Origin of the sequence: Undibacterium hunanense (assembly GCF_014284335.1) — a bacterium.
GTDB lineage: Bacteria > Pseudomonadota > Gammaproteobacteria > Burkholderiales > Burkholderiaceae_D > Undibacterium > Undibacterium hunanense.
Genome location: NZ_JACOGF010000005.1, coordinates 121,621 through 133,974, shown reverse-complemented (window position 1 = coordinate 133,974; position 12,354 = coordinate 121,621). Strand labels below are relative to the sequence as shown.

Genomic DNA, 12,354 nt, shown 5'->3' with positions numbered 1-12,354 from the left:
TTATGCCACTGCCACACTGGCATGGTGGGGCTGTCCTGGTAGTCTACATTTTATAAAAGTGCATTGTACTGAAAAAAAACGGCATATCGGAGTACCGATATGCCGTTTTTATTTTTACATCGCTTTCGAAGCCAAATAATTCGAACCCAAATTCCAAACTCAAACGAGTTCAGTCATCGTGTATAGGTTGTCCGACCATGGCATCAACACGCTCGCGTAATTCCTTGCCTGGTTTAAAGTGCGGCACCCGTTTTTCAGGCACCATCACCTTGTCACCCGATTTGGGATTACGGCCTATGCGTGGTGGACGACTGTTCAGTGCAAAGCTGCCAAAACCACGAATCTCTATGCGCTGCCCGGTTGCCAGGGCATCCGACATGGCGTCGAGTATGGTTTTAACAGCGATATCCACATCCTTTGCTACCAGTTGCGGATATCGCTCTGCCAGACGAGCTATCAGCTCCGACTTAGTCATACGAATAAAACCTTATGACCTAAGCTTAGTTTTTATTGTCGAGCTTGGCTTTCAACAAAGCGCCCAGGCTGGTTGTGCCGGATGCTGCGTTGGAATCAGTAGTGGACATTTTTTGCATGGCTTCTTGTGTTTCAACGCTATCTTTAGCTTTGATAGACAATTGGATACCACGAGCTTTGCGGTCAATGTTCAATACCAGGGCTTCAACGCTGTCGCCGACTTTCAGGTGTGTACCAGCATCTTCCACGCGGTCGCGGGAGATTTCGGATGCACGCAGGTAGCCTTCAACGTCGTCTGCCAACTGGATTACTGCGCCTTTGGCTTCAACAGATTTAACTGTACCAACGACAACTGCACCTTTGTCATTCATTGCGCAGTAGTTGTTGAATGGGTCGCCTTCCAGTTGTTTAACGCCCAGGGAAACGCGCTCACGCTCAACATCGATAGCCAGAACGATGGCTTCCAGTTCGTCACCTTTCTTGAAGCGACGAACAGCTTCTTCGCCTGTTTCATTCCAGGACAGGTCAGACAAATGTACCAGACCGTCGATATTGCCAGACAAACCGATAAATACGCCGAAGTCAGTGATGGACTTGATCGCGCCGCGAACTTTGTCACCTTTCTTGTGGTTGATCGCGAAATCATCCCAAGGATTGGCTTTGCACTGTTTCATGCCCAGGCTGATACGACGACGTTCTTCGTCGATTTCCAGAACCATGACTTCAACTTCGTCGCCCAATTGAACAACTTTGTTTGGTGCAACGTTTTTGTTCGTCCAGTCCATTTCGGAAACGTGAACCAGACCTTCGATACCTTGCTCGACTTCAACGAACGCGCCGTAGTCGGTCAGGTTCGTTACTTTACCGAACAGACGTGTGTTCGCTGGGTAACGACGGGACAAACCTGTCCATGGGTCGTCGCCCAGTTGTTTTACGCCCAGGGAAACACGGTTTTTCTCTTGGTCGAATTTCAATACTTTTGCAGTGATTTCCTGACCAACTGTCAACACCTCGGAAGGGTGACGTACACGACGCCATGCCAGGTCGGTGATGTGCAACAGGCCATCGATGCCACCCAGATCAACGAACGCGCCGTAGTCAGTGATGTTTTTAACAACACCAGTAACCACTGTGCCTTCTTTCAGGGTTTCCATCAGTTTTTGACGCTCTTCGCCCATGGACGCTTCAACAACAGCGCGGCGGGACAGCACAACGTTGTTACGTTTGCGGTCGAGCTTGATAACTTTGAATTCCATGGTTTTGCCTTCGTAAGGAGTTGTATCCTTAACTGGGCGTGTATCAACCAAAGAACCTGGCAAGAAAGCGCGGATGCCGTTCGTCAGAACAGTCAGACCACCTTTAACTTTGCCATTAACTGTACCAGTAACGATCTCGCCAGACTCCAGCGCTTTTTCCAGCGCGAGCCAGGAAGCCAGACGTTTAGCTTTGTCACGGGACAAAATAGTGTCGCCGAAACCGTTTTCCAGCGAATCAATCGCTACGGAAACGAAATCGCCGATATTAACTTCCAGGTCGCCCTGGTCGTTTTTGAATTCTTCAACAGGGATAAAGGCTTCAGACTTCAAGCCAGCGTTAACGATCACGAAGTTGTGGTCGATACGGACGACTTCAGCAGAAATCACTTCACCGGAACGCATATCCTGACGTGACAGGGATTCTTCGAACAAAGCTGCGAAGCTATCTGCACCGGTTGCGAAATCTTGGGACATGAAAACAGTAGACATAGTATTTACAAGTTAGCCGGAAGAGTACAAAGGTACTATTTACCGGGTTAGGTTGAACATCCCTTTATTAACCTTGCGTCAATAAAGGCACTTGAAACGACACCTGCAAACTTCACCACAACCGTTACTGCAGTTTATATGGCGTTGTTTGTCTGTGTTTGCGCATACCAGACCAGCACTTTACTGACTGCTTCTTCAGCAGTTAATTCAGAGGTATCCAGGATGATCGCGTCTGGCGCGGGTTTGAGTGGCGCTGTTGCACGGGCACTATCCCTTGCATCACGTTCCATCAAATCTTTTACCAAGTTTTCCATATTAGCAGAAATTCCCTTTTCAATCAATTGCTTATATCGACGGCTTGCGCGCGCCTCGGCACTTGCTGTTAAGAAAACTTTTAAGCTGGCATCGGGAAAGATGACAGTTCCCATATCGCGCCCATCTGCCACCAGGCCGGGCTTATTGCGAAAAGCCACCTGCAAATCAACCAGTGCCTGCCGGACTGCAGGCAAAACCGCAATGCGCGAGGCGGCGACACCGACTTCTTCTGCCCTGACGGCATCGGTGACATCTGCTTCTTCCAGAAAAACATGGCCATGAACAAAACGGCAAGGCAAGGTCCTTGCCATTACAGCAATAGCAGCCTCATCATCCAGGGCAATACCCTGGCGACCAGCCATCAGGGCGGTCAGGCGGTACAGTGCGCCAGAATCCAGGTAATGAAACCCCAGATGCTTGGCCACCCTGTGCGCCACCGTGCCTTTGCCGGAAGCGGTGGGACCATCAATAGTGATAACAGGACTACGGGTAGTCATAAATACAAGAAAGCCTTTTAAAACAAGGGATTAAAACAAATCTTTGTGATTTATCCTTGCAAACACCTCGAAATAATCAGGGAAGGTCTTTGCTACGCATTTCGGATCATTGATGCGCATAGTAGCACCACGGCGGGCATGACCGTCCAAACTTGCCAAAGAGAAACACATTGCCATGCGATGATCATCGTAAGTATCTATGGTCGCCGGCAAAATCTCCACTGGTGGGGTGACTTTCATATAATCAGCACCCTCTTCCACCGTTGCACCCAATTTGCGCAATTCAGTCGCCATGGCGGACAAACGATCGGTTTCCTTCACGCGCCAGCTGGCAATATTGCGCAGGGTCGTGGTGCCATTGGCATACAGGGCCGCGACCGCAATCGTCATGGCGGCATCGGGGATATGATTAAAGTCCATATCAATAGCTTGCAAGGTGCCATTTGAGCTGGCTTCTATCCAGTTATCGCCCCGGGTAATCGTCACGCCCATTTTTTCCAGTGCTTCGGCAAAGCGCACGTCGCCCTGTATGCTGGCCTTGCCTACACCTTCAACCCGGATAGGGCCGCCAGCAATCGCGCCCGCCGCCAGGAAATAGGATGCAGATGAGGCATCACCTTCCACATGGATCACACCAGGCGACACATAGTGCTGCCCCGTTTTGACTGTAAAGGCTTGCCAGCCATCACGCTCTACCGTCACGCCAAATTTTTGCATGAGGTTCAGGGTAATTTCTATATACGGCTTGGAGATCAGTTCGCCTATGACTTCGATAGTCACATCATGTTCTCGCACCATCAAAGGTGCCGCCATCAGCAGGGCGGTCAAAAACTGGCTGGAGACATTACCCTTGACTTGCAAACGCTGGGCATGAACATGGCCACGGCGTATGTGCAAGGGCGGGTAACCGGGGTTGCCGGTATATTCAATCTGTGCGCCGGCTTCATTCAATGCATCAACCAGATCACCAATGGGACGTTCATGCATGCGGTGCACGCCATGAATGGTGTAATCACCACCCAGGACTGCCAAAGCGGCGACCAGTGGACGGATGGCTGTACCGGCATTACCCATGAACAAATCAGCCTGATGTTTGGGGAAATGCCCCTTGGCACCTTCTACCGTGTAATTCTGGGTATCACCATCCTGCTCCCAGTGCACGCCAAGCTGGTTCAGTGCATTCAACATGACCATCGTGTCATCCGATGCCAGCAAGTCCATGATCCGGGTCTTGCCTTCTGCCAGCGCCGCCAGCAACAGTGTCCGGTTGGAAATACTTTTTGAACCGGGCAATTTGACTGTGCCCTGCACCTGCATGACAGGTTGCAGATCGATGTGATGCGGATAATGTTTGCTTGCTTGTGTCATGGTCTATTCAATTCTGATCTGAGTTTGAAAGCGAGAGAAACGCATCAGCGTTATCAATCCCCACCTTCACGCTGCTGTTTTTCGGCTGCCTCGATGGCGCTGATCCAGTTATGGCGTGCGCGCTGGGCATTGGCATAAATACCTTCGATACCGGCGCTGTCTGCATCCACCAGATGCTGACGCAAGATAGCCAACCTGGCAGTGTAAGAATCCAGTTCCTGCAACATTGCGGCCCGGTTCGCCAGGCTGATGTCACGCCACATTTCTGGCGATGAACCGGCGATACGGGTAAAGTCCCTAAAACCACTGGCGGCATACTGAAACAGGGTATCGGCATGCGGCTTGCGGGCAATATCATCCACCAGCGCATAGGCCAGCAAATGCGGCAAATGACTGACAGCAGCAAACACGGCATCATGGGCCGCTGGCTCCAGATGATGGATGATGGCACCACATTGTTGCCAGGCCCAGGCCACCCTCGCCACATCGGCATCCGTATTTTCTGGCAGGCGGGTGATGACGGCTTTTTTGCCCACATACAAATCCACCAGTGCTGCTTCCGGCCCATTCAGCTCACGCCCGGCTATCGGATGCGCAGGTACAAATTGCGCTATCTTTTCACCAAGATTGGCGCGTGCGGCTGCCACCACATCGGCCTTGGTGCTGCCTGCATCGGTCACAATGGTGCCCGGCTGCAGATGCGGATAAATTGCCGCCAATATCGCGCCGGTTTGTGCCACGGGTGCAGCAATCAGCACCAGGTCACAATCCAGCAGCGCCTGTTCGGCATTGACAGCAATTTCATCAATGATGCCCAGTTGCTGCGCTTTTTCCAGCGATGCCTGGCTGCGCCCTACCCCGACTATCTGTTCCACTGCGCCCGCCTTTTTCAAGGCCAGGGCAAACGAACCACCGATCAAACCTACGCCAAAAATGGCGATGCGTTTAAAAGCTTTTTGCATCACGATCTCACAAGGTACAAGGGTAAGAACCCAGCACCTTGAAGAAGGCTGCCTTGTCATTCAGTTCGGCCATGGCGGCTGCGACCTTGCCATCCATGACATGGCCTTCGACGTCTACATAGAAATAATATTCCCAATTGCCGGTACGTGCAGGACGTGACTCAAAACGCGTCATCGAGACGCCATGCTTTTCCAGCGGGGCCAGCAGGTTATACACAGCACCGGCCTTGTTGGGCGTTGCCAGCACGATGGAAGTCTGGTCCTTGCCGCTAGGCGTGGTATGCAGGCGGCCAATCACAGCAAAACGGGTACGGTTATGCGGATCATCCTGAATATGTGCAGAAACGATGCCCAGGTTGTACTGGTGACCGGCAATTTCGCTGGCGATGGCGGCAACGGTAAAATCACCGCTGGCCATGCGTGCCGCTTCGGCATTCGACGCAACGGCCTGTCTTTCCACATGCGGATAGTGCTGGTTCAACCAGGCCTGGCACTGGGCCAGTGCCTGTGAATGGGCGCAGATACGGCTGATGCCTTCCATATTGCCGGATTTGGTCATCAGACTATGCTGCACAGGTATTGCCAGCTCGCCACTGATGGCCAGGCTGGTTTGCAAGAGCAAATCCAGCGTGCGGTTAATCGCGCCTTCAGATGAATTTTCGATAGGCACGACACCAAAATCAGCCGTGCCGGCTTCGGTCGCGCGAAAAACTTCATCAATCGACACACAAGGCAAAGCCTGTATCGCGTGACCAAACTGCTTGTATACAGCCTGCTCACTGAAAGTACCGACAGGGCCAAGGAAAGCCACGACCACGCGACGTTCCAGCGCACGGCAAGCAGACATGATTTCGCGGAAGATCAGTTGTATATCATCGCTGAGCAAGGGGCCAGGATTGCGCTCTGCCACGCCACGCAAAACTTGCGCTTCGCGTTCCGGACGAAATACCGGTGCATTGGTTTCAGCCTTGACATGGCCGACTTCTTCGGCCACACGGGCGCGCTGGTTCAGCAAATCCAGGATTTGTGCATCGATGGCATCGATCTTGATGCGCAGGGGGAGTAATTTATTGTCGCTCATAATGACCTAAAAACCGTGTTTGACAGGGGTGGGCAGGCAGCAATACTGTAGCGCATGTGCCTCGCCGGATATACTTTTTTCGCCGGGCTTTTGACCCGGTTCATCAGCGCCACGGTTTCCAGGTGATGGTGAGTACCATGCTCAGAAAGGGCTGATGATGAAAATATCTAATGGCGTCTGTCTATAGTGTAGTCAAAACAGACGCCTTATGTTTTAAGTGCTGGCTTAAACCTTGTGCTGGCTTTAAACCCTGGCTTTAAGCACAGGGCTTAAGAATGTTTGCGAGCAAACGCCTGCATAAAGCTGATCAATGCCTGCACGCCTTCCATCGGCATGGCGTTATAAATCGAGGCACGCATGCCGCCTACCGATTTATGGCCTTTCAATTGCAACAGGCCATTGGCCTTGGCTTCTGCCAGAAATGCCGCATTCAGGCTTTCATCTTTCAGATAGAACGGCACATTCATGCGTGAACGGCTGCCTTTATCTACCCGGTTTTCATAAAAATCTGTGGAATCCAGGTATTCATAGAGCAAACTGGACTTGGCGATATTCTTTTGCTCCATCGCCGCCACACCACCCTGTTGCTTCAGCCATTGAAAGACCAGGCCAGCGATATAAATCGCATAAGTCGGCGGGGTGTTGTACATGGAATCATTGTCAGCAACGACTTTCCAGTCAAAGGCAGACGGACAGATGGGCAAGGCATGGCCGAGCAAATCTTCGCGCACGATGACAATGGTCAGACCAGCCGGGCCGATATTTTTTTGCGCACCACCAAAGATGACGCCGTATTTCGATACATCAATCACACGCGACAGGATGTGCGAAGACATGTCGGCAACGATAGGTGCACCGCCTGTTTCTGCCGCCACATCAGGGGCGAACTGGTATTCAACGCCATCAATGGTTTCATTGGTACACAGGTGCACATAGGCAGCATCTGGTGTCAGCTTCCAGCTATCACGTGCAGGCACGCTGGTATAACGCCCAGCCTCGCCGGAAGCTGCAATATTCACATTGCCATATTTTTTTGCTTCCTTGATGGACTTGCCCGTCCAGGAACCTGTATGCACAAAATCTGCGGTTGCCGGCTGTGGCTTGCGCCCCATCAGGTTCATGGGGACGATGGCGTTTTCGCCCAGACCACCGCCTTGCAGGAACAGGATTTTATAATTGTCCGGCACCGCCAGCAGCTCGCGCAAATCGCTTTGCGCGGCAGCGAGGATGGACATAAATTCTGGCCCACGGTGACTCATTTCCATGACGGACATGCCACTGCCATGCCAGTCCAGCATTTCGGCAGCGGCTTGCTGCAATACCTCTTTCGGCAATACTGCCGGGCCTGCAGAGAAATTGTAGATCGTCGTCATGATGATTTACTCCGCTGCATCGGCTTCTGGTGCACTGCCTTCACTGTCACTGCCTGCATCTGGTGATTCAGGATCAGCATCTGTTTCCACGATACGTTGCAGACCAGACAGCTTGGTACCGTCTTCCACCGCGATCAGAGTCACGCCCTGGGTCGCACGGCCCATTTCACGGATTTCAGAAACGCGGGTGCGTATCAAAATGCCGCCGGTGGTAATCAGCATGATTTCGTCGGTGGTTTCAACCAGCGTTGCTGCCACAACCTTGCCGTTACGTTCGGATGTCTGAATTGCGATCATGCCCTTGGTGCCACGGCCATGACGGGTGTATTCAGTAATAGGTGTACGTTTGCCGAAGCCGTTTTCAGTTGCAGTCAAGACGGATTGCTGTTCATTTTCAGCCACCAGCAATGCAATGACCTGCTGGCCTTCATCCAGGTTCATACCGCGTACGCCACGGGCAGTACGACCCATAGGACGTACATCGTTTTCATCAAAGCGTACTGCCTTGCCGGAATCAGAGAACAGCATGACGTCATGCTTGCCATCGGTCAGTGCTGCACCGATGAGGAAATCGCCTTCATCCAGATCGACCGCGATAATGCCGGCTTTACGTGGATTGCTGAAGTCAGTCAAAGGTGTTTTCTTGACCGTGCCCAGACTGGTGGACATGAAGACATAATGGTCTTCAGGGAAAGTACGGTTGTCGCCAGACAAAGGCAGGATAACCGTGATTTTTTCACCGTCCTGCAATGGGAACATATTCACAATCGGCTTGCCGCGTGATGTACGCGAACCTTGTGGCACTTCCCATACTTTGAGCCAGTACATGCGGCCACGGTTACTGAAGCACAGGATGTAATCATGGGTATTGGCCACGAAGAGTTGCTCGATCCAGTCATCATCCTTCGTTGCTGTCGCCTGCTTGCCACGGCCACCACGTTTTTGCGCGCGGTATTCGGACAGGGGTTGCGATTTCATGTAACCAGTGTGCGACAGGGTCACGACCATATCTTGCGGCGTGATCAGGTCTTCTGTACCCAGGTCAGTGGCGTTATGGGTGATTTCTGAGCGGCGTACGTCTTTATTGCCTTCGCCGTATTCATTGCGGGCCAGGGTCAGCTCATCAGTAATGATGACGGTGACGCGTTCTGGTTTGGACAGGATGTCCAGCAAATCGGCGATTTCTGCCATGACGTCTTTGTATTCATTGACGATCTTATCTTGTTCCAGACCGGTCAGGCGTTGCAAACGCATTTGCAGGATTTCTTGCGCCTGGTCGTCAGACAGTTTGTACAGACCATCTGGCTGTATGCCGTAATGCTTGGGCAAATTCTCTGGACGGAAAGCGTCAACGCCACCAGAATTGTCGGCCGCAGTGCGCACCAGCATCTCACGCACCATGGAACTATCCCAGGCACGGGTCATCAATTCCTGTTTCGCAATCGGCGGCGTAGGCGCAGCGCGGATGATGGCGATAAAATCATCAATATTCGCCAGCGCAACGGCCAGACCTTCCAGGACATGACCACGTTCACGCGCCTTGCGCAGCTCAAACAGGGTGCGACGCGTTACGACTTCACGGCGGTGCGACAGGAAACAGGACAACATTTCCTTCAGGTTCAGCAATTTAGGCTGGCCGTTCATCAGGGCCACCATGTTCATGCCGAAGGTGTCTTGCAACTGCGTTTGCTTGTACAGATTATTCAGTACCACATCAGGTACTTCGCCACGCTTGAGTTCGATGACCACGCGCATACCCGATTTATCGGATTCATCGCGGATATCAGAAATACCATCCAGCTTTTTGTCGCGCACCAGCTCGGCGATACGTTCCAGCAGCGACTTCTTGTTCACCTGGAAAGGCAGCTCATCAACGATCAGTGCGGTACGGCTATCTTTGCCAAATTCTTCAAAGTGGGTCTTGGCGCGCATGACCACACGGCCACGGCCAGTGCGATAACCATCGCGCACACCAGACACACCATAGATAATGCCACCGGTAGGAAAGTCTGGCGCAGGGATGATCTCGATCAGTTCATCGATCGTACAATCAGGATTGCGCAAGACATGCAGGGCACCATTAATGGTTTCGGTAATGTTATGTGGCGGAATATTCGTCGCCATACCCACCGCAATACCGGATGAGCCATTGATCAGCAGATTCGGGATACGGGTAGGAAGAACCGAAGGCTCTCTCTCTTTACCGTCATAGTTGGGAACGAAATCGACCGTTTCTTTTTCGATATCTGCCAGGATTTCATTGGCGATCTTGTCCAGGCGACACTCGGTATAACGCATCGCCGCAGCATTGTCACCGTCGATGGAGCCGAAGTTGCCCTGGCCATCAACCAGCGTATACCGCAGGGAAAAATCCTGCGCCATACGCACCAGCGTGTCGTAAATGGAGGCATCGCCATGGGGATGGTACTTACCCATGACTTCACCGACCACACGCGCACATTTGACGAAGGGGCGGTTATAGACGTTGTTCATTTCGTGCATCGCGAACAATACGCGACGATGCACAGGCTTTAAGCCATCACGCACATCCGGCAAAGCTCGACCTACGATCACGCTCATCGCGTAATCGAGATAGCTTTTGCGCATTTCTTCTTCAAGGGAAATCGGGAGTGTTTCTTTTGCGAATTGATCCATTGGCGGGCCGGCAAATTAGAGCTTGGTTAATTGGTAACGTCTTTCACAAAGTCTGACGTTTAACTCTTGATTTTAGCATGCCTCGATTGCCGAATTCCATTTATAGCAATTCAGTTGGCAAACTGAGCACAATGCAGGGGCAAAGTCGGCCCTTCACATCGCAATATTACCTTTTGGCAACTGTCATCCAAATGACAGCCTCATCGTAAATTTATATGATTTAATCAAAAGCATAATAAAAAACACCTGACAAAATAATCCATCCCCCACGGAGACAACCATGTTAAAAAAATTGACAGCACTTTACGTGCTCGCAGCATTCGCCCTGCCCGTCTCAACAGTAATTGCCCAGACCAGCGCAGCTGCGCCGGCAGCACAAAGCGCTGAAGCCTCCGCTTCAGCTACATCAAGCACCGCGGCAGCAACTCCTGCGGTGCCAGCGCCAGCACCTACTCCGCCCACACCACCCAAGCGTTGCGACTTTGCCATCACCCTGCAGAGTGATGAAATTTTTGAACACAAGAAATCTGCACAGTTACCTATACTAAATAGCAAGGGTAAAGAACGTATCGACAGTGAAGTTCTGAGCAAGCTGGCAAACTGCACCAAAGTTGAGCTGATCGTGGTGAGTGGCCATACCGACCTGATCGGCAGCCATGCGCAAACCCAGAAATTATCTGAAAAGAATGCCGATGCCGTAGTCGCCTACCTTGGCAGCAAGGGCCTGAATGCCCCTATGGACACCATGGGCATGGGAAAAACCCAACAAATCAAGGCTTGCGATGACAAGTTAGCAAAGGCAAAACTGGCGGAATGTCTCGCACCAAACCGGCGCATCGTTATTGAAGGACGGGGTCTGGCTAAATAATTTCAACGGGAAAAACCCTCTGATTTCTGGTCGAAAATTAAACATTTCTGCTTAAAAACCGGATTTAACTTGCCAAAGCATACATTTCGTTGTCAAAATACGACATATTTAACTAACTGTAACTTTGTCGATTTAACAATTTTCGTCTTTATATTGATGGCTATGGCAAAATAGAACGCATGTTAATTTAAGGCTGTTGGGATGTTTGACGAAATAGTAATGTCATCATCCCCGTGGTAATATCTGGTTTTATGCAGTAATTCGCGCAGTTCATCTGCGGTAATAATCTCACCCGAGAGGAGAAATATGAAAAATTTAGTCAAGCTCGTTATCGCAGCGTCCGCAGTTGCATCCTTTTCTGCTTCCGCACAGCAAGATATCAAAGCAAACACACCATATAGCGCTTATGTGCAAGATGGTCGTGGTGTAATTGCTCGTGATCCATTTGGTCTGTGCTGGCGCACTGGCTACTGGACACCAGCTGATGCGGTTCCAGGTTGCGATGCACCATTGGTACAACCACCGCCACCAGCACCGGTTGCTCCTCCAGTTACACCTCCGCCAGCAGCACCAGTAACACCACCGCCACCACCACCAGCACCTACTTCTGAAAAAGTAACGTTTGCTGCTGACGCGTTCTTTGATTTTGACAAAGCTGTTCTGAAACCAGAAGCGAAAGTCAAACTGGATGACATGGCATCGAAACTGAAAGCCATCAATCTGGAAGTCGTGATCGCTGTTGGTCATACTGATTCTGTTGGCTCTGACGAATACAACCAAAAATTGTCCATCCGTCGCGCTGAAGCTGTAAAAGCTTACCTGGTAAGCAAAGGTATCGAAGCTAACCGTGTGTACACTGAAGGCAAAGGCGAAAAACAACCAGTTGCAGATAACAAAACTGCAGATGGCCGCGCCAAAAACCGTCGTGTAGAAATCGAAGTTGTTGGTACACGCAACCTGAAGTAATTTAGCACCCTGGCAAAACTTGTTTTGCTGCCAAAAACCCCGCATCTGCG

The 12,354-nt window shown here is 51.3% G+C and carries 10 protein-coding genes; 2 read left to right on the top strand and 8 right to left on the bottom strand.

Annotated elements, in window-relative coordinates:
• Positions 1-169: 169 nt before the first annotated feature.
• The 8 genes from H8L32_RS11690 to gyrA form a co-directional block, all read right to left on the bottom strand.
• Positions 170-475 carry an integration host factor subunit beta gene (locus H8L32_RS11690; RefSeq protein ID WP_110256992.1) on the bottom strand — a complete coding sequence of 102 codons (306 nt, stop codon included), beginning with the start codon at positions 473-475 and terminating at the stop codon, positions 170-172.
• A gap of 25 nt (positions 476-500) precedes the next feature.
• The gene (gene rpsA, locus H8L32_RS11685; RefSeq protein WP_186947413.1) at positions 501-2,204 is read right to left on the bottom strand and encodes a 30S ribosomal protein S1; all 1,704 of its coding nucleotides are present in this window, start codon (positions 2,202-2,204) and stop codon (positions 501-503) included.
• A gap of 149 nt (positions 2,205-2,353) precedes the next feature.
• Positions 2,354-3,031, bottom strand: coding sequence for a (d)CMP kinase (gene cmk, locus H8L32_RS11680; RefSeq protein WP_186947412.1), 678 nt, complete (start codon positions 3,029-3,031; stop codon positions 2,354-2,356).
• A 30-nt stretch (positions 3,032-3,061) separates the two neighbouring features.
• Positions 3,062-4,399: a 3-phosphoshikimate 1-carboxyvinyltransferase gene (gene aroA / locus H8L32_RS11675; RefSeq protein ID WP_186947411.1), complete on the bottom strand. Its 1,338-nt coding sequence runs from the start codon at positions 4,397-4,399 to the stop codon at positions 3,062-3,064.
• A gap of 53 nt (positions 4,400-4,452) precedes the next feature.
• A complete protein-coding gene (locus H8L32_RS11670) occupies positions 4,453-5,361 on the bottom strand; it encodes a prephenate dehydrogenase (RefSeq protein ID WP_186947410.1) in 909 nt (302 codons plus the stop codon).
• 7 nt (positions 5,362-5,368) lie between these two features.
• The gene (gene pheA / locus H8L32_RS11665) at positions 5,369-6,442 is read right to left on the bottom strand and encodes a prephenate dehydratase (protein ID WP_186947409.1); all 1,074 of its coding nucleotides are present in this window, start codon (positions 6,440-6,442) and stop codon (positions 5,369-5,371) included.
• Positions 6,443-6,711: 269 nt separating this feature from the next.
• A complete protein-coding gene (gene serC / locus H8L32_RS11660) occupies positions 6,712-7,815 on the bottom strand; it encodes a 3-phosphoserine/phosphohydroxythreonine transaminase (protein ID WP_186947408.1) in 1,104 nt (367 codons plus the stop codon).
• A 6-nt stretch (positions 7,816-7,821) separates the two neighbouring features.
• Positions 7,822-10,470 (bottom strand): DNA gyrase subunit A, encoded by a 2,649-nt coding sequence (gene gyrA / locus H8L32_RS11655; RefSeq protein WP_186947407.1) that lies wholly within the window; start codon positions 10,468-10,470, stop codon positions 7,822-7,824.
• A 280-nt stretch (positions 10,471-10,750) separates the two neighbouring features.
• On the opposite strand from gyrA, the gene H8L32_RS11650 reads away from it, so the two are divergent.
• Together H8L32_RS11650 and ompA are read left to right on the top strand one after the other, a co-directional pair.
• Positions 10,751-11,338: an OmpA family protein gene (locus tag H8L32_RS11650; protein WP_186947406.1), complete on the top strand. Its 588-nt coding sequence runs from the start codon at positions 10,751-10,753 to the stop codon at positions 11,336-11,338.
• A 306-nt stretch (positions 11,339-11,644) separates the two neighbouring features.
• Positions 11,645-12,304: an outer membrane protein OmpA gene (ompA, locus tag H8L32_RS11645; RefSeq protein ID WP_186947405.1), complete on the top strand. Its 660-nt coding sequence runs from the start codon at positions 11,645-11,647 to the stop codon at positions 12,302-12,304.
• Positions 12,305-12,354 lie beyond the last annotated feature (50 nt).

Coding starts and splice junctions, on each gene's coding strand:
- H8L32_RS11690 (WP_110256992.1), bottom strand. CDS start 475: ATGACTAAGTCGGAGCTGATAGCTCGTCTGGCAGAGCGATATCCGCAA.
- H8L32_RS11670 (WP_186947410.1), bottom strand. CDS start 5,361: ATGCAAAAAGCTTTTAAACGCATCGCCATTTTTGGCGTAGGTTTGATC.
- cmk (WP_186947412.1), bottom strand. CDS start 3,031: ATGACTACCCGTAGTCCTGTTATCACTATTGATGGTCCCACCGCTTCC.
- aroA (WP_186947411.1), bottom strand. CDS start 4,399: ATGACACAAGCAAGCAAACATTATCCGCATCACATCGATCTGCAACCT.
- pheA (WP_186947409.1), bottom strand. CDS start 6,442: ATGAGCGACAATAAATTACTCCCCCTGCGCATCAAGATCGATGCCATC.
- ompA (WP_186947405.1), top strand. CDS start 11,645: ATGAAAAATTTAGTCAAGCTCGTTATCGCAGCGTCCGCAGTTGCATCC.
- gyrA (WP_186947407.1), bottom strand. CDS start 10,470: ATGGATCAATTCGCAAAAGAAACACTCCCGATTTCCCTTGAAGAAGAA.
- serC (WP_186947408.1), bottom strand. CDS start 7,815: ATGACGACGATCTACAATTTCTCTGCAGGCCCGGCAGTATTGCCGAAA.
- rpsA (WP_186947413.1), bottom strand. CDS start 2,204: ATGTCCCAAGATTTCGCAACCGGTGCAGATAGCTTCGCAGCTTTGTTC.
- H8L32_RS11650 (WP_186947406.1), top strand. CDS start 10,751: ATGTTAAAAAAATTGACAGCACTTTACGTGCTCGCAGCATTCGCCCTG.